Below are 17446 nucleotides of genomic sequence, written 5' to 3' on the forward strand. Positions count from 1 at the left end.
CCGGACGCCGATCTGTTTCCTCACCTTTGCTCCTTTTTGCAGAATGTTTCGCGCCGGGCCACCTCCCGGCGGCGTTTTTGCGCCGGTGTGGCGCAGCCGCACCCGCCCTTGAAACGCAAGCGCCCGGCCGAAGCCGGGCGCGAGGGGTTTAGGGACCGATGGGCTGGCGCTCACTCTCAATGTGTTTCCGTCAGCCGAGCCGGTTCCCGCTTGGCTTGGAAACGCCCTATTGGGCGGCCGCCGCCCGCTCTTCAGCTTGGCGCACCTTTTCCTGGTGCTTGGTGGCCACGGAGGCGATGAGCACCACCACCGTCACGATGGCGATGAGGATGGTGCAGGCGGCGTTGATTTCCGGCGTCACGCCCAGGCGCACCTGAGAATAGATGCGCATGGGCAAGGTGGTAGCGCCCGGCCCCGTGGTGAAGCTGGCGATGACCAGGTCATCCATGGAGAGCGTGAAGGCCAGGAGGAAACCGGACACCACCGCTGGCAGGATCAGCGGCAAGGTGATGATGAAGAAGGTCTTGAACGGCGGGCAGCCCAGATCGAGCGCTGCCTCCTCCAGCGACCGGTCGAAGGTGACGAGCCGCGATTGCACCACCACCGCCACGAAGCACATGGTGAAGGTGATGTGGGCGAGCGTGATGGTCCAGAACCCGCGCTCGAAGCCGATGGCCACGAACAGCAGCAGCAGGGACAGGCCGGTAATGACCTCCGGCATGACGAGGGGCGCGTAGGTCATGCCCGAGAACAGGGTCCGCCCGAAGAAGCGCCCGTAGCGGGTGAGGGCCAGCGCCGCCATGGTGCCCAGCACCGTGGCGATGAGGGAGGAGAGGAAGGCCACCCGCAGCGTCACCCAGGCGGCGTCCAGCAATTGCTCATTCTCCAGCAGCGATGCGTACCACTGGAGGGAAAAGCCCGCCCACACGGTGACGAGACGCGAGGCGTTGAAGGAATAGATCACCAGCAGCAGGATCGGAATGTAGAGAAAGGCGAAGCCGGCCACGATGGACGTCACGTTGAACCAGGACATGCCCTTGTTCATTTTCCCGCCTCCAGCTGGCGCGCCTGGATGTTCTGGTAGATGACGATCGGTACCACCAGGACCAGCAGCAGCAAGACAGCCACCGCGGAGGAGGAGGTCCAGGAGCGGTTCACCGTGAATTCAGTCCACAGCGACTTGCCGATCATCATGGTGTCCGACCCGCCGAGGAGATCTGGGATCACGAACTCGCCCACCGCCGGGATGAAGCAGAGCAGCGCGCCCGCGGCGACGCCCGGCAAAGAAAGCGGAAAGGTGATGAGCCAGAAGGCCTTGAACGGCGTGCAGCCAAGGTCCTGCGCCGCCTCCAGCAAGGTGCCGTCCAGTTTTTCCAGCGCCGAATAGAGCGGCAGCACCATGAAGGGCAGGTAGGAATAGACGATGCCGATATAGACGGCGAGATCTGTATTGAGGATCTGCAGGGGCTCGTCGATCAGCCCGACCGCCATGAGCGCCTGGTTGAGCAGCCCTTCCGGCGACAGGATGCCGATCCAGGCATAGACACGGATCAGGAACGACGTCCAGAAAGGCAGGATGATGAGCATCAGCAGCGTCGGCTGGATGCCCCGCGACGCCCGCGCCATTCCATACGCAATGGGATAGCCCACAAGCAGCAACAGAAGCGTGGAAATGGAGGCAATGACAAGACTGGAGCCATAGGCGCCGAGGAACTCATTGTCTCCGTCCAACACATAAAAGTAATTGGCAAAGGAAAGCTGGGACAGGAAGTCCGTAAATCCAGCCCACCCCTTCGACAGGTCCAGGAGTGGCGTGTATGGGGGCGAAGCGATCACATCCTGGGACAGGCTGATCTTCATGACGATGAAGAACGGGACCAGGAATAGAACCAGCAACCAGAGATAGGGTATGGCGATGACGAACAATCGCCCGCGTCCCTTTTCACCCGCCATGGCCATGGGCGCCCCCTCTTCTTCCGCTTGGTCAACGGCCGACCCGTCCAGGCCCGGCCTCCCCCAAAGCCTCCCGCCGCGGCGGGAGGCGGCCTTGCCTCAGTGACAGAGCACCACGCCCGCATGGGGGGCAAAGGTCACATAGACCTTATCCTCCCAGGAAATAGGCCGCTCCACGACGCGCGACAGGTTCGGCAGCGACACCTTGATGCGCGTGCCGCACGGCATCTCCACATGATAGATGGACAGGTCGCCGAGATAGCCGATGTCCCAGATCTCGCCCTGGAACAGGTTCTCCGCCACGTCCGCCGGCGGATCAAGCGAGATGCGCATCTTCTCCGGACGCACCGCCAGGAAGACAGTGTCTCCCGTCTTCGCGTCCACGGTCTGCGCCATGCGGATGGGTGCGGGCGTGATGGGCGAAGAGAGCACCACCTCGCTTTCCGTGCGGCTGACCACCTTGCATTCCAGGATGTTCACATCGCCGATGAAGTCCGCCACATAGCGGGTGGACGGCTGCTCGTAGATGGTGGCCGGCGGCGCCACCTGGACGAGCTTGCCCTGATTCATGACCGCGATGCGATCGGCCACGGTCATGGCTTCCTCCTGGTCGTGCGTGACGATCAGGAAGGTCATGCCGAGCTTCATCTGCAGATCCATGAGCTCGAACTGGGTTTCCTCGCGCAGCTTCTTGTCGAGGGCGCCGAGGGGCTCGTCCAGCAGCAGGACCTTCGGCCGGTTGGCGACGGCGCGGGCCAGCGCCACCCGTTGGCGCTGGCCGCCGGACAATTGGTGGGGCTTGCGCTTGGCGAACTTCTCCAGCTTCACCAGCGCCAGCATTTCCTCGACGCGCTGGGTCACCTCGCCCTTGGGCATGCCGGCCTGGCGGGGGCCGAAGGCAATATTGTCGGCGACACTCATATGCGGGAACAGGGCGTACGACTGGAACATCATGTTCACGGGCCGCTGGTAGGGCGGAACGCCCACCAGATCCTGCCCTGCCAGCGTGATGCGCCCCTCTGTGGGCTCGTCGAAACCGGCCAGCATACGCATCAAGGTGGTCTTGCCGCAGCCGGAGGGGCCGAGGAGCGCGAAGAATTCCCGCTCATAGATGTCGATGCTGACATCATCGACAGCGACGAAATCGCCGAACCGCTTGATGACATTCTCGAACCGGATCAGCGGCGTGGCCTTGGGGTCCGTCCAGGGTGCGAACGTGCGCCGCACGGCGCCGATGGTCTGCGTCCGAGTTTTCGACATGAGCCCCGCTTCCCCCTGGTTGCCGCTCGATGAGAGGCTAGCCCGCGGCGAGGCCATGCTCAAGTCATGTGCAAGCGCAAAAATGATGCGTTGCAGCGCGCTCAAAAACGGCGATCTGTGGGTAAGCAAGTTTGCGGACAGTTCCGCAGTCGGCAAGGCTTGCACCACCCGCCCGCTTGTGGCAGGAACAGCCCGCTCGCGACGGAAACCTTCGTCGCCGCCAGTCGCTGCGGTAGCTCAGTGGTAGAGCACTCCCTTGGTAAGGGAGAGGTCGAGAGTTCAATCCTCTCTCGCAGCACCAGCAATTCCAGGCCCTTCCCCTTCCCGTCAGATGTTGCGCCCCCACCGGCACATGGGGCGCGTGCCGCCTTGGGTTGCGGCACGCCAAATGCCTCTCCTTAGTCCAAGCGCGGGGAGAGCAGGCGCAGGGCGTTCAGGGTGACGAGGACGGTGGCGCCGGTGTCGGCGAGGATGGCAGGCCACAGGCCGGTCACGCCGGCAATGGTCGTCACCAGGAAAATCGCTTTCAGCCCCAAGGCGATGGAGATGTTCTGCGCGATGTTCCCCATCACCAGACGGGACAGTCGGACCATGCGGGCGACATCCCCGACCCGGCCATGAAGGATGGCGGCGTCGGCGGTTTCCAGCGCCACGTCGGTGCCACCGCCCATGGCGATGCCGATGTCGGCGGCGGCCAGCGCGGGCGCATCGTTGATGCCATCCCCCACCTTGATCACCACCTGGCCCGCCTTCTGCCAGGCCTGCACCTGAACCTGCTTGTCCTGCGGCAGCAAGCCGGCCTGGGCTTCGATCTCCAGGGGGCCTGCGATGGCGGCGGCGGCGCGTGCCGTGTCGCCGGTCAGCATGGCGGCAGAAAGGTCCATGTCCTTCAAAGCCTTGACCCCGGCTTGCGCATCCGGACGCAGGTCGTCTCGCAAGGCAAGGATGCCGCCGGGAACGCCATTCATCAGCAGCACGGCGACGGTCTTCCCGTCATCACTAAAGGCGGAGATCCGGGCCGCCTGCTCGGGTAGGAGGATCGCCCGTTCGGACGCGGCACGCGGCGAGACGAGGGCGATGCCGACACCGTCGACAACTCCAGAAACGCCTTTCCCCGCAAGGGCTTTCACGCCGGATGCGGCCGGCACGGCGATGCCCTTTTGCTCTGCGGCTGACAGGATCGCGGTCGCCAGGGGATGGCTCGATCCGCTCTCCACGGCCGCCGCCAGCGCCAGCACCTCGTTGTCCGGGCGGCCGAGGCCGATCATGTCGGTGACCACGGGCCGCCCCTCGGTGAGGGTGCCGGTCTTGTCGAAGGCCACGAAAGTGGCTTGCCGCAAGCGTTCCAGAACCGCACCGCCCTTCATCAGGAGGCCGCGCCGGGCGCCGGCGGAGAGGCCGGCCGCGATGGCGGCGGGGGTGGAAATGACCAGGGCGCAGGGGCAGCCGATGAGCAGGACGGCAAGGCCACGATAGATCCAGTCCGCCCAGTCCTGGCCCAGAAAAAGCGGCGGAATGACCGCCACCAGCCCCCCTGCCACCAGGACCAAGGGCGTGTAATAGCGAGAGAATCGGTCGATGAACCGCTCGGTGGGAGCCTTGCTCTCCTGCGCCTCCTCCACCAGCTTCACGATCCGCGCGATGGTGTTGTCGGCGGCGGCGGCGGTGACCTCCACGGAGAGCGCGGCCTCGCCATTGATGGTGCCGGCGAAGACGGGATCGCCGGGTTGCTTGGGCTTCGGCACGCTCTCGCCCGTGACGGGGGCTTCGTCGACGGCGCTTTCTCCTTGCAGAACAAGGCCATCGGCCGCGATCCGGTCGCCGGGGCGCACCAAAATGAGCGCGCCCGGCCCCAGGGTTTCCGCCGGCACTTCACGCACCGTGCCGCCCTTCTGAACCAGGGCGGTCTTGGGCAGGAGGGCGGTGAGGCCGGAGATGCTGGCGCGGGCACGGCTTGCCGCAACCCCTTCCAAAATCTCGCCAATCAGGAACAGGAACACCACCGCCGCCGCCTCTTCGGCCGCCCCGATGACCACCGCGCCCACCGCGGCGATGGTCATGAGGGTCTCGATGGTGAAGGGCGAGCCGGCGCGGGCGGCGGCCAGGGCGCGGCGGGCAATGGGGAGGAGGCCCACCAGAAGAGCGGCCAGGAAGGCCCACAGATCCGCGGCCGGCCAGACCCATCCGGCGACCCAGGCCAGAACAATGGCGAGGCCGCAGAACATGGCTTGCTTCACCTTGCGGGCCTGCCACCAAGGCGCCTCAACGGGCATGGCGGCCGGGGTGGGGTGGGCGGGGCCGGGGGCGTGGGCTGGGGCGTGGTCATGGTCGTGCGGGGCATGCGCGTGGGCGCAGCATGGCGCGCTGTGAGCCGGCGCGGCGGCGGTGTCCGCAGGGGTGATTCCATAGCCGAGCGCACTGACCTGCCGCGCCACGCGGCTCGCCTCAAACCCCTGTTGTTTCGTGACAATCAGCGTTCCGGCCTGGACCGAGACCGTGGCGTCCGCCACCCCGGGTAGCCGCCGGACGGCCGTTTCGATCTTGGTCGCGCAGGACGCGCAATCCATGCCTTCGACGCGAAAGCGGGTGATGACGGGGGCAGCCTCGGACATGGTCGAACTCCGCTGGAACCGCCGGGGCGGCTTGTGGGATCGACACGGGTGCTACATCCTCCAGCCACTGGAGGAGCAAGGGAGAAAATGGCGGAACTGGATTATTCCATCGGGGACGCGGCGCGCATATCGGGTATTAAAATACCTACAATCCGCTATTATGAGGAGATCGGCCTTCTGTCCGGCGTCGCGCGAAGCGAGGGGAACCGGCGCTTTTACGGGGCGGATGACCTGCGGCGGCTCGCCTTCATCCGCCACGCGCGCGAGCTGGGCTTTCCCATGGACGAGATCCGTACCCTATTGAAATTGCAGGACGATCCGAACCAGTCCTGCGCCGCCGCCGACGCCATTGCCACCGCCCGGCTCCAGGATGTGGAGCGGCGCATCGCGCGTCTGGAGCGGCTGCGCACCGAACTTCTCAAGATGGTGGAGCAATGTGCCGCAGGCCGGGTCGGGGAATGCCGGGTGATCGAGACCCTCGCCGATCCCACCCACACCCATGGCCGCCTGGCCGACGAATAGGCCGGAAACCGCCGGTGTTCTCGGCTTGGGTGGCGCGGAACTGGCGCGGATCAAGGGGCCGGCGGGCCTGAACTGGGCCTGGCGAACATCGCCCCCTGCCCCTGCGCCCGTCGCGCCCCGACCGGTGCCTCATCCGATGCCTCATCCGACGCCCCTTCCGGTGTCCGCTTCCGGCCTCCACCCTCCGGGATGACGAGGCCGACGTTTCGCATCGCCCCTCAATCGGCCGCCCCATCGCCCCCGGCGCCGCCCCGCGACGGTCGCCCCGAGCCATCTCCCGCTTCCAGCCTTACCCCCGGCTTGCCCCATCGGCTCGCCCTCTCCAGGCGCCCCCGGTCGCGCCCGTCTGCTACGGCCAAGCCGCACGATCGCGCGAGGCGCCCCCCTCGCCGCGGGCTTTCCCCCAGCCTTCCGGTGGCGTCCCCTTGCCACACAGGCGGGCTCCGGGACACCTTGCCCCCACCCGCGACCCGCACCGGAGCGACAGGATGTGGCAGCCGCCCCGCCCCCCCGCGAACGAAGCCGAACGCCTCCGGGTGCTGGCCGCCTGCCACATCATGGATACGGCGCCGGACGAGCGGTTCGAGCGGCTGACCCGCCTCGCCACTGCGCTCTATGGGGCAGAGGTCGCCTTCCTGTCCTTCATCGACGACGCCTTCCAATGGATGAAGGCCATGTCCGGGCCGGGGCTGGCGCCGGTGGTGGAGCGGCGGCGCACGGTCTGCAACCTCATCATTGAGAGTGGTCAGCCGCTGGTGGTGGGGGATCTGCACACGGATCCGCGTTTGGCTGGACATCCGCTCGCCACCTCCCTGCCGTACCGCTTCTATGCGGGTGTCCCCCTGCTGCTCACGCCTGACCTTGCGCTGGGGACGCTGTGCGTGCTGGGCCGTGCCGTTCGGGAGGAGAGCACCTTCCCCCTGGGCCCGCTGCAAGACCTCGGCGCCATCGCCGTTGACGAGCTGGACCTGTGGCGGATCAACCAGGACCTCAAGCGCCGGGCAGACACGGATGCCCTCACGGGCCTCAGCAACCGGCGGGCCTTCGACGAGGAGCTGGAACGGGCGGGGCGGCGGGCGCGGCGCACCGGAGAGCCGGTCTCGCTGCTGCTGGTGGACCTCGACCACTTCAAGGCGGTCAATGACGTGTCGGGCCATCCGGCGGGAGATGCGGTGCTGCGGCGCACCGGAGAGCGCCTCAAGGGCGCCGTGCACCGCGCCGATGACCTCGCCGCCCGCTATGGCGGCGAGGAATTCGCCGTCATCCTTCCGGGCACCGACGGGGCCGGCGCGGCCGCGCTGGCGGAAGCCATCCGCGCCGACATCGCCGCCGCCGACATGCCGCACCCCCTCACCGGCCGCGTGACGGCCAGCATCGGCGCGGCGACCCATGCGGGGGGCGAAGCAGACCCGGTGCAACTGGTGTCGCAGGCGGACCGCGCTCTCTATCGCGCCAAGGCGCTGGGGCGGGACAGGGTGGTCGTGTTCGAGGCCATGGGCGAGGCCCTGACGCCCGCTGCCCTGGCGGGCGTGGACGGTTAAGGCGCCCATGAGAAAGGCCGCGACGCTCTCGCGTCGCGGCCCTCCGGTTCCCCCGCAGGAACCGGTGTCGCGGCTTCGGCCCCTCACCGTCAGCCGCGGCGATCGCCCGGCGCCCTGCACGGCGCCGGAGCGGGGTGTTCAGTCGATGGCGTCCATATATTCCTCGGCCACCTTCATCTCATGGCCGAGCGGAACCCGGCCGGACAATGCGGCCGCCAGGCGCGCCTCGTCCAGTTCGCCCTCCCAGCGTGCCACCACGATGGTGGCCACCGTGTTGCCGATGAAGTTGGTGATGGCCCGGCACTCGGACATGAAGCGATCGATGCCGAGAATGAGCGCCATGCCGCCGATCGGAACGGAGGGCACCACGGAGAGCGTGGCGGCCAGCGTGATGAAGCCGGCGCCCGTGATGCCCGCCGCGCCCTTGGAGGAGAGCATGGCGACCAGCAGCAGGAGGATCTGGTCCCACAGGCTCAGCTGGATGCCGGTGGCCTGGGCGATGAACAGGGCCGCCAGCGTCATATAGATGTTGGTGCCATCCAGGTTGAAGGAATAGCCGGTGGGCACCACGAGGCCCACCACGGAGCGGTGGCAACCGGCCAGCTCCATCTTCTCCATCAGGCTCGGCAGGGCCGCTTCCGAGGACGAGGTGCCGAGCACCAGGAGCAGCTCTTCCTTGATGTATTTCAGGAGCTTCCAGAGCGAGAAGCCGTTGTAGCGGGCGACCGCGCCCAGCACCACGAACACGAACAGGAACGAGGTGATGTAGAAGGTCACCAGCAGCATGGCCAGGCTCACAATGGAGCCGAGGCCGTAGCGGCCGATGGTGAAGGCCATGGCGCCGAAAGCCCCGACGGGGGCCGCGCGCATCAGGATGGCTACCAGGCGGAACATGCCCTGGGCGGTGGAATGCAGCACGGTCATCAGCGGCTCGGCCTTGTCGCCGATGCCCGCGAGCGCGATGCCGAACAGGACCGCGAAGAACAGCACCTGGAGAATGTCGCCCGAGGCCATGGCGCTGATGGGCGTCGAGGGAATGATGTTCATCAGGAAGCCGACGATGGTGGAATCGTGGGCCTTGGCGATGTAGTCGGCGGTAGCCTTGGGGTCGAGGCTGGCGGGATTGATGTTCATGCCCGCGCCGGGCTGCACCACATTGCCCACCACCAGGCCGATGATGAGCGCCAGCGTGGAGAAGGTGAGGAAGTAGATCATGGCCTTGCCGGCCACGCGGCCGACCTTGCCGAGATCCCGCATGCCGGCGATGCCGCTCACCACGGTCAGGAAGATGACGGGAGCGATGACCATCTTCACCAGCTTGATGAAGGCGTCGCCCAGGGGGCGCAGCTCCACCGCGAACTTCGGGTAGAAGTGGCCGAGCAGGATGCCGAGAATGATGGCCACGAGCACCTGGAAATACAGGTGGTGATGCAGCTTGGGGCGACGCACGGCCGGAGCCGGCGCCGAAAGGGCGACCGCCATGAGCGTTTCTCCTGTGGCCCTTCGGCGCCTCTTCATTGGGGCACCTTCGGAACCGGTTGGACGGAAGAGGCGGATGCCTCGCCCCCCCTTCGGCAAGGCCCGTGCCAAAGGGGGCCGTCGGCGGCGCCAGGAAAGTGGCTTGAATCCAAACGCGTTTTTGCCGGTGCTTCGCCGCCGATTTGACGCAATGTGCGAAATTTCGCACAATCTCGCCCAAAGTCGCGTGCGGATTTCCGCACATTCGGGAGCCTTCGCCCTGCCCCAATCCCCCGCTCCCGCCATTCCGCCCGCTGCGGCGGCCGACCGAGCGCCGCTGCGCCGGCGGCGGGCCTCCTGGCTGGTGCTGGGCACCCTCGCGCTTGGGGCGCTGGTGGTTCTGGATGCGGTGGCCGCCCATGTGGCGAAGAACTGGGCGATGTCCCAGTTGCGGGCCACGGCCGAGGCGGCGGTGGCGCTGCGGGGCGCCATGCTGCGCTCGGAGATCGAGAAACAGCGCGCGCTGCCGCTGGTGCTTGCCGGCGACCCCGGCGTTCAGGAAGCGCTCGCCGCGCCCCAGGAGGGCCGGCTTCTGGCCCTGGACGAGCGGCTGGAGCGGATCGCCCAGGAAAGCCGGGCCGGCGCCATCTATGTGATCGACGCCCAGGGCCTGACCCGCGCCGCCAGCAACTACCGCACCGCCGAGAGCTTCGTCGGCAGCAACTACGCCTTCCGGCCCTATTTCACCGGCGCCATGACCGATGGCCAGGCCGAGCATTTCGCCTTCGGCACGGTGAGCCACCGGCCGGGCCTTTATCTGTCCCGGCGCATCGAGGGCACCACGGGGCCGCTCGGCGTGGTGGTGGTGAAGGCGGAATTCGGCGCCACGGAAGACGCCTGGCACGCCCTACCGGAACCTGCCTTCGTCACCGATGAGCGCGGCATCGTGCTGGTGGCGAGCGAGCCGGCCTGGCGCTTCCATGCCACCGTGCCGCTGGATGCCGCCCAGCGGGCGGACATTCGCGCCTCGCTCCAGTTCGGCGATGCCCCGCTCGCCATGCTGCCCATCCGTCCCTCCCGCGACCTGCCCGGCGCGGCCTTCGTGGCCGCCCCGCCGGCTTTGGCGGGCCAGACCTTCGTCGCCTCGGACGCGCCGCTGCGCACCTCGGGCTGGACGCTCCATGTGCTCGCCCCCACCGCGCCCTCCGTGCCGCTGGCCACCACGGCCGCCCGCTCGCTGGCCCTGCTGCTGGGGGTGGCGGGCTTCGGCGTGGCGGGCATCTGGACCGCACGCCGCCGAAGCCTTGCCCGGGAGCGCGACCGGGCGGCGGCGGCCCGCCGCGAGCTGGAGGCCCGGGTCGCCGAGCGCACCCAGGCGCTCAGCCACACCAATGAACGCCTCACCGCCGAGATGGAGGAACGCCGCCGCACCCAAGCCGCCCTCGGCCATCTCCAGGACGAACTGGTCCAGGCCAACAAGCTGGCGGTGCTCGGCCAGATCGCGGCCTCCGTCGCCCATGAGGTGAACCAGCCTGTGGCGGCCATCCGCACCTATGCGGAAAATGCCCGCCTGTTCCTGGAGCGGGGCGATGCCGCCTCCGCCCGCTCGAACCTTGTCATCATCGACGACCTCACGCAGCGGGTGGGCGCCATCACCGGCGAGTTGCGCGCCTTCGCCCGCAAGGCACCCGCCGACATGGAGCCGGTGTCGCTGCGCGCCGTGCTGGAAGGGGCGCGGCTTCTGGTGCGCCATCGCCTCGCCGAGCAGAAGGTGGCGCTGGAGATCCACATTCCCATCACCGACGTGGTGGTGCGCGCGGCCCGCATCCGCCTGGAGCAGGTGTTTGTGAACTTGCTGCAGAATGCCATCGAGGCCCTGGACGGGCGGCGCGACGGGCGCATCCGCATCACCGCGCGAACGGAAGGGACCATGGCGGTGGTCACCGTCTCGGACAACGGGCCGGGGCTGGCGGCGAGCGTGCGCGAGGCGCTGTTCATGCCGTTCGTCACCACCAAGCCGGAGGGCCTCGGCCTCGGCCTCGTCATCGCCCGCGACATCGTCGCCGAATGCGGCGGCACCTTCACCGCCGGCGAGGGGCCCGGCGCGGTCTTCCTTCTCACTTTGGCGAGGGCCTGACCATGGCGCATCCCGCCGACCGGCCGCCGGACGTGGCCTTCATCGACGATGACGACACCCTGCGCGCCGCCAACATCCAGTCGCTCATGCTGGCGGGCCTTGCCGCCTTGCCCTTTGCCAGCGCAGAGGCGGCGCTGGAGGGGATCGATGCGGGCTTTCCCGGCGTCGTGGTCACCGACGTGCGCATGCCCGGCATGGACGGGCTCGAACTGTTCCGGCGGCTGAAGCGGCGCGATGCGGACCTGCCCGTCATCCTCATCACCGGCCATGGCGACATCGCCATGGCGGTGGAGGCCATGCGGGAGGGGGCTTATGACTTCCTCGCCAAGCCCTATTCCGGCGAGCGGCTCCTGGGGGCCATCCGCCACGCGCTGGAAAAGCGCCGGCTGGTGCTGGAAAACCGCGAGCTGCGCCGCGCCGCCCAACTCGCCGCCCAGCATGCGGCTGAATTGGCCGAGGAGGAGCTGCCGCTGCTCGGCGCCGACCCGGCCATGGAGCGCCTGCGCCAGACCATCCGCCAGCTCGCCGATGCGGACGTGGACGTGCTGGTGGAAGGCGAGACGGGCTCGGGCAAGGAGGTGGTGGCCAATCTCCTCCACCGCCTCGGCCCCCGGGCGGCGCGGCCCTTCGTGGCGGTCAATTGCGGCGCGCTGCCCGAAACCATGATCGAGAGCGAACTCTTCGGCCACGAGGCCGGCGCCTTCACCGGGGCGCTCAAGAAGCGCGTGGGGCGGATCGTCTTCGCCCATGGGGGCACACTGTTCCTGGACGAGATCGAGGCCATGTCCCCCGCCCTCCAGGTGAAGATGCTGCGGGTGCTGGAGGCGCGGGAGGTGATCCCGCTGGGCGCCAATGAGGGCCGGCGGGTGGACATCCGCGTGGTGGCCGCCGCCAAGATCAATCTGTTGGAGCTGGTGAAGGCCGGGCGGTTCCGGGAGGATCTCTATTACCGCCTGCATGTGGCGACGGTGCGCATTCCCCCCTTGCGGGAGCGCCGCTCCGACGTGCCGCTGCTCTTCTCCCATTTCCTCGCCGCCGCCGCCAAGCGCTTCCGCCGCCCGCCGCCCGTGGTGGGGCGCACGGTGCTGGACCGGCTGGAAACCCACGACTGGCCCGGCAATGTGCGCGAACTCCTGCATTATGTGGAGCGCGTCGCCCTCGGCCTCGTGGACACGCCCGTCCCGGCCGAGCCCGCAGCCGGCGCGGTTCCCCTGCCGCAGCGGGTGGAGGCCTATGAGGCCGAGCAGATCCGCGCCGCGCTCGCCGCCCACCAGGGCGACGTGCAGGCCACCGTCAAGGCGCTCGGCATCCCCCGCAAGACCTTCTACGACAAGCTCCACCGCCACGGCATCGACCAGAACGCCTTTCGCGGCGGGCGGGAGTAGAGACAGCTATTTCCCGTCTGCCCGCAGATACCGGCCGAGAAAGGCCGGCACGCGCGCGAGGGCATCCGTGCGGGCAGCGGGATCGGTGGCGACGATGGGCACGGCCCCGTCCTTGGTGCGGAATTCCGGGCGTTCGCGATAGGCAAGGCCCGGCCAGTCGAAATCATGGTAGGCGCCGGGATAGATGTGGAGCGTCACCGGACTTCCCGCTTGCGCCGCCTGCGTGAGCAGCGCCGCGCAGGGCTCAAGGGGCGTCCACACATCCTTTTCCCCGGTCAGCACCATCAGCGGAATGCGGCTCGACCAGCCGCCGGGCTGGCGCTCGGGCCGGCATGAGCCGGGATAGAAGGCGACCGCCGCCTGGAAGTCCCGCGCCGGGGCAAGGCCGGCGGGGCGGGCGGCACTCTTGGTGCGCAGCGTGTTCAGCACCGCGCCGCCCCCCTGCGACCAGCCCATGAGCGCGACGCGGCCGGGGTCCACAAAGGGCTGGGCCTGAAGATAGGCGAGCGCGCCATACATGTCCTGCGGGCGGGCGCGATAGACCTCCGAGCGGAAGGTCGCGGGCGCGCACATGGATTTCACGCCGCGCGGGGTGAAGCTGTCCACCATGAGCACACGATAGCCGTCGCCGGTCAGGCGCTGCGCCCAGGCGATCTCGCGGGCGTTGATGCCGGACTTTCCGATCAGGCCGCCGCAGCCATGGGCGAAGATGACCGCCGGGCCGGGCCCGTTCGCTGTGCTCGGGCGGAAGAGATAGCCGTCGAGCGGGGTGCCGTCGCGGGAGGGAAAGCTGACTTTCTCCTGCGCGTGAGCCTCCTGCGCCCAAAGGCTGGCGCCGGCGGCCAGACTTCCCAGCAAAGCCAGGCCCGCCAGCGCGACGCGAGCCCATGCGCGGCGGGTGAAAACGTGTCGCACGAGGCGCTCCCGGTCTTCCCTTTGCGGCCAAGCCTAAGCCGCCACCGCGCGCCCCACAACGGCGCGCGGGGACAGACTGTTCCAGATCGGGACAAGTGAAGCGCGGAACGGGGAACGGGCGGGGACCAAAAGGCGCGCGAATCGGTGGTCGCGCCGGTTTCCCGATCCGTTCCCCCGGCCCGGCATCCGGCGGGGAACAGCCCCTCACCCCTCCCCCACCGGCGGCAGGTGCAGCGCCACCGTCTCGCCCTGCGTCCCCGGCACGGGGGGATAGAGCGCGCGGACGCGCGGATCATGGCCGGGAATGACGCGGTCCTTCGCGCCGGCCAGCTTATGGGCCTTGGCCCAGCCGGCGGCCATTTCGCCCAGGTTGAAAACGATGGGAAAGGTGAGCCCCCGCTCCATATTGGCGTAGAAATGGCTGGCATCGCTCGCCAGCACCACCGGGCCGCGTTGGGTCATCACGCGCACCATTTGCAGGCCGTCCGTGTGCCCGCCCACATGGTGCACGCTCACCCCCGGCGCCACCTCGCCCTCCCCCGCATGGAAGCGCACCCGGTCCTGGTAGAGGGCGCGCACCATCTTCACCACGTCCTCCACATCGTAAGCGTGGCGGATGGCGTGGACGCACATATGGCGGCCGGTGGCGAAGCCCATCTCGCGCTCCTGGAGATGGAAGGTGGCGGCGGGGAAGAGGTCGAGATTGCCCGCATGGTCGTAATGGAGGTGGGTAATGATCACATCCCCCACCCCGGCGGGATCGCAGGCGAGATCGGCGAGCGCGTCCTCCACCTGGCGCAGGATGCGCCGGCCCCGCTCCGGTGCACCCACGGCACGAAAGCCGGTGTCCACCAGGATTGTCCGCTGCCCTGAGCGCAGCAGCCAGACATAGAAGTCCAGCGGCATGGGCAGGTCGTGCGGATCGGGTGAGCCGATCATGTTCATGCCTGCGGTGCGCGCCTGGGTGCCGTAGCGCAGCGCATAGACCTCCCACTCCATTCCCAACCTCCCGTTCCGGCCCGCTTGCGTGCGGGGTTGGGCTGTGTATAGTTCCTCTCAGAAAAAAGAACATCTATTCTGTTTGACAGAACACCGGGAGAGACGCTTGCCCCATGAACCCGGCGCTCCGGCCCCCTCGCAGGGGGCGGCGCTTGATGCCGTGACCGCGCGCCTCGCGCGGCTGCCCGCCTTGCTGGAGGCCAATGCGCCCCTCATGGAACGCGGCCGCTTTCTGACCGTGGACTGCCTTCTCGGCACCCCTGCCCGGCCCTTCCACACCCGCATCGTGGAAGGCCGCATCACCGCCATGGAGTCAGGTCCCCGCCTGATGGCGAGCTGGCGCTTCGCTTATCGGGCGAGCCCCGAGGCGTTCCTGGAATTCTGGAAGCCGCTGCCCCGCGCCGGCTCACACGATCTGCTGGCGCTGACCAAGAGCGGCGCGGCGAGCCTGGAGGGGGACCTCCATCCCTTCATCGCCAACCTGCAATATTTCAAGGATCTGCTGGCCCTGCCCCGCAGTGCGGCGCAGCCCTCCAAGGAGCCCGCATGAGCCCGCGCTTGGAGCCCATGATCGGCCGCTATCTCCACTGCGAGATCGATGGCCGTCCGCACCGCATCTATTTCGAGGAGGCCGGCAGCGGCATTCCCCTCGTCTGCCTGCACACCGCCGGCTCGGATGCCCGCCAGTGGCGGCATCTGCTGTGCGATGACGAGATCACCCGCCACTTCCGCGTTCTGGCCTTTGACCTGCCCTTCCATGGCAAGTCCAATCCGCCGGAAGACTGGGACGGCAGCGAATATCGGCTGACCACCGCCGCCTATACGGCCGCCATCCGCGCCTTCTGCGGCGCGCTGGAACTGGACAAGCCGGTTGTGATGGGCTGCTCCATCGGCGGGCGGATCGTCCTGAATCTGGCCATCGACCATGCGGCTGAGTTTTCCGCCCTCATCGGCCTGGAGGCGGCGGACTTCCAGCAGCCCTGGTACGACACCAGCTGGCTCAACCGGCCCGACGTGCATGGCGGGGAAGCCTGCGCGGCGCTCGTCTCCGGCCTCATGTCGCCGGACGTGCCCCCCGCCCGGCGCCGCGAAACGCTCTGGCACTACAAGCAGAGCGGCCCCGGCGTCTTCAAGGGCGACCTGTATTTCTACCGCGTGGACGGCGACCTCAGGGGCCGCACCGCCGCCATCGACACAACGGTGTGCCCGTTGTTCCTGCTCACCGGCGAATATGACTATTCCTGCTCGCCGCAGGACACGCTGCGCACCGCTGCTTCCATTCCGGGCGCCAAGGTCACGGTCATGGACCGGCTCGGCCATTTCCCCATGAGCGAAAACCCCGAGCAGTTCCGGGCCTATATCGCCCCCGTCCTCGCAGAGGTGCGGGCGCTCAACCACAAGAAATGAACGGGAGGACTTCCATGAACACCGCAACACGGCTCGCCGCCGTACTCACCGGCGCGCTCACCCTTGCCGCGCCCGGCCTCGCCTCAGCCGCCGACGACGTGATCCGCATCGGCATCCTGAACGACCAGTCGGGCGTCTTCGCCGACAATGGCGGCCAGGGCTCGGTCGCCGCCGCCCGCCTCGCGGCGCAGGATTTCGGCAATTCGGTCAATGGCATGCGCATTGAGATCGTGAATGCCGACCACCAGAACAAGGCCGACATCGCCTCCGCCACCGCCCGCAAATGGTTCGACAATGAAGGCGTCGACCTGATCGCGGACGGCGCCGCCTCCTCCGCGGGCTTTGCCATCCTGGAAGCGGCCAAGGAGCGCAAGAAAATCTTCATCGTCAACGGCCCGGCCTCCTCCGACTTCACTGGCAAGGCCTGCACGCCCTATTCCTTCCACTTCACCTACGACACCTACGCGCTGGCCAAGATCACCAGCCAGGCCATCACCAAGGCCGGCGGCAAGAGCTGGTACTTCATCACGGCCGACTACGCCTTCGGCCACGCGCTCCAGCGCGACGCCACCAAGTTCATCGACGCGGCCGGCGGCAAGGTGCTGGGCCAGGCGGCCCATCCGCTCGGCACCAATGATTTCTCCTCCTTCCTGCTCCAGGCCCAGTCCTCCAAGGCCAATGTGGTGGGCCTCGCCACCTCCGGGCGCGACGTGCAGACCGCCATCAAGCAGGCGGGCGAGTTCGGCATCGTGGAAGGCGGCCAGAAGCTCGCCGGCCTCCTGGTCTTCATCACCGACGTGAAGGCGCTGGGCGTGAAGGCGGCGCAGGGGCTCCAGGTCACCACCTCCTTTTACTGGGACCTGAACGACGACACCCGCGCCTGGACCAAGCGCTTCATGGCAGAGACCGGCGGCAAGGTGCCGAGCATGATCCATGCGGGCGTCTATTCCGGCGTGAAGCATTACCTGGAAGCCGTGAAGGCGCTGGGCAGCAAGGACGGCGAGAAGGTCGCCGCCAAGATGCACGAGATGAAGGTCAACGACATGTACAACAAGGACGTGGAGATCCGCGCCGACGGCCGCGTCCTGCACGACATGTACCTGATGCAGGTGAAGACCCCCGCCGAGTCCAAGTACGAGAACGACTTCTACAAGACCGTCCAGCGCTTCCCCGGCTCGGAGTCCTTCCGTCCGCTGAGCGAGAGCGAGTGCCCGCTCGTCAAGCGCTGATCCCTTCCAGCCGGCCCGCCCCCGAACG

At 68.0% G+C, this 17446-nt stretch carries 14 protein-coding genes and 1 tRNA gene; 8 read left to right on the plus strand and 7 right to left on the minus strand.

Going from position 1 to position 17446, the window contains the following annotated elements; all coding sequences use genetic code 11:
- Nucleotides 1-226: 226 nt before the first annotated feature.
- The 3 genes from PV781_RS07080 to PV781_RS07090 form a co-directional block, all read right to left on the minus strand.
- On the minus strand, nt 227-1045 hold the full coding sequence (locus tag PV781_RS07080) for an ABC transporter permease (RefSeq protein ID WP_274774931.1): 819 nt from the start codon (nt 1043-1045) through the stop codon (nt 227-229).
- Nucleotides 1042-1959: an ABC transporter permease subunit gene (locus PV781_RS07085; protein WP_274774932.1), complete on the minus strand. Its 918-nt coding sequence runs from the start codon at nt 1957-1959 to the stop codon at nt 1042-1044. The genes PV781_RS07080 and PV781_RS07085 overlap by 4 nt, the downstream gene beginning before the upstream one ends.
- Before the next feature lie 93 nt (nt 1960-2052).
- Nucleotides 2053-3213, minus strand: coding sequence for an ABC transporter ATP-binding protein (locus PV781_RS07090; protein WP_274774933.1), 1161 nt, complete (start codon nt 3211-3213; stop codon nt 2053-2055).
- A 226-nt stretch (nt 3214-3439) separates the two neighbouring features.
- Between PV781_RS07090 and PV781_RS07095 the strand changes: the two genes are divergently transcribed.
- Nucleotides 3440-3514: transfer RNA gene (locus PV781_RS07095), tRNA-Thr, on the plus strand.
- Nucleotides 3515-3611: 97 nt separating this feature from the next.
- Here the strand turns inward: PV781_RS07095 and PV781_RS07100 are convergent.
- The gene (locus tag PV781_RS07100; protein ID WP_274774934.1) at nt 3612-5825 is read right to left on the minus strand and encodes a heavy metal translocating P-type ATPase; all 2214 of its coding nucleotides are present in this window, start codon (nt 5823-5825) and stop codon (nt 3612-3614) included.
- A gap of 87 nt (nt 5826-5912) precedes the next feature.
- Here PV781_RS07100 and PV781_RS07105 point away from each other — a divergent pair, with 87 nt between their 5' ends.
- Complete coding sequence (locus PV781_RS07105; RefSeq protein WP_274774935.1) at nt 5913-6347, plus strand: MerR family transcriptional regulator; 435 nt, start codon at nt 5913-5915, stop codon at nt 6345-6347.
- A 488-nt stretch (nt 6348-6835) separates the two neighbouring features.
- The gene (locus tag PV781_RS07110) at nt 6836-7888 is read left to right on the plus strand and encodes a GGDEF domain-containing protein (protein ID WP_274774936.1); all 1053 of its coding nucleotides are present in this window, start codon (nt 6836-6838) and stop codon (nt 7886-7888) included.
- Nucleotides 7889-8026: 138 nt separating this feature from the next.
- Here PV781_RS07110 and PV781_RS07115 read toward each other — a convergent pair whose 3' ends face one another.
- Nucleotides 8027-9370, minus strand: a complete 1344-nt coding sequence (locus tag PV781_RS07115; RefSeq protein ID WP_274774937.1) for a dicarboxylate/amino acid:cation symporter — start codon at nt 9368-9370, stop codon at nt 8027-8029.
- 187 nt (nt 9371-9557) lie between these two features.
- Here PV781_RS07115 and PV781_RS07120 point away from each other — a divergent pair, with 187 nt between their 5' ends.
- Entirely contained in the window at nt 9558-11483 is a 1926-nt protein-coding gene (locus PV781_RS07120; RefSeq protein WP_274774938.1) for a sensor histidine kinase, read from the plus strand.
- A 2-nt stretch (nt 11484-11485) separates the two neighbouring features.
- Nucleotides 11486-12868, plus strand: coding sequence for a sigma-54-dependent transcriptional regulator (locus PV781_RS07125; protein ID WP_274774939.1), 1383 nt, complete (start codon nt 11486-11488; stop codon nt 12866-12868).
- Between the two features lie 6 nt (nt 12869-12874).
- On the opposite strand, the gene PV781_RS07130 is transcribed toward PV781_RS07125, so the two are convergent.
- Together PV781_RS07130 and PV781_RS07135 are read right to left on the minus strand one after the other, a co-directional pair.
- Complete coding sequence (locus PV781_RS07130) at nt 12875-13783, minus strand: dienelactone hydrolase family protein (RefSeq protein ID WP_274774940.1); 909 nt, start codon at nt 13781-13783, stop codon at nt 12875-12877.
- A gap of 204 nt (nt 13784-13987) precedes the next feature.
- Complete coding sequence (locus tag PV781_RS07135; RefSeq protein WP_274774941.1) at nt 13988-14788, minus strand: N-acyl homoserine lactonase family protein; 801 nt, start codon at nt 14786-14788, stop codon at nt 13988-13990.
- A 100-nt stretch (nt 14789-14888) separates the two neighbouring features.
- Between PV781_RS07135 and PV781_RS07140 the strand changes: the two genes are divergently transcribed.
- The 3 genes from PV781_RS07140 to PV781_RS07150 are packed head-to-tail and all read left to right on the plus strand — an operon-like array spanning nt 14889 to nt 17418.
- Entirely contained in the window at nt 14889-15332 is a 444-nt protein-coding gene (locus PV781_RS07140) for a hypothetical protein (protein WP_274774942.1), read from the plus strand.
- Nucleotides 15329-16189 carry an alpha/beta fold hydrolase gene (locus PV781_RS07145; protein WP_274774943.1) on the plus strand — a complete coding sequence of 287 codons (861 nt, stop codon included), beginning with the start codon at nt 15329-15331 and terminating at the stop codon, nt 16187-16189. Before PV781_RS07140 ends, PV781_RS07145 begins: the two co-directional genes overlap by 4 nt.
- A gap of 14 nt (nt 16190-16203) precedes the next feature.
- A complete protein-coding gene (locus PV781_RS07150; RefSeq protein WP_274774944.1) occupies nt 16204-17418 on the plus strand; it encodes an ABC transporter substrate-binding protein in 1215 nt (404 codons plus the stop codon).
- The last annotated feature ends 28 nt before the right edge of the window (nt 17419-17446 follow it).

It is taken from the genome of Aquabacter sediminis (genome assembly GCF_028863665.1).
Taxonomy (GTDB): Bacteria; Pseudomonadota; Alphaproteobacteria; order Rhizobiales; family Xanthobacteraceae; genus L1I39.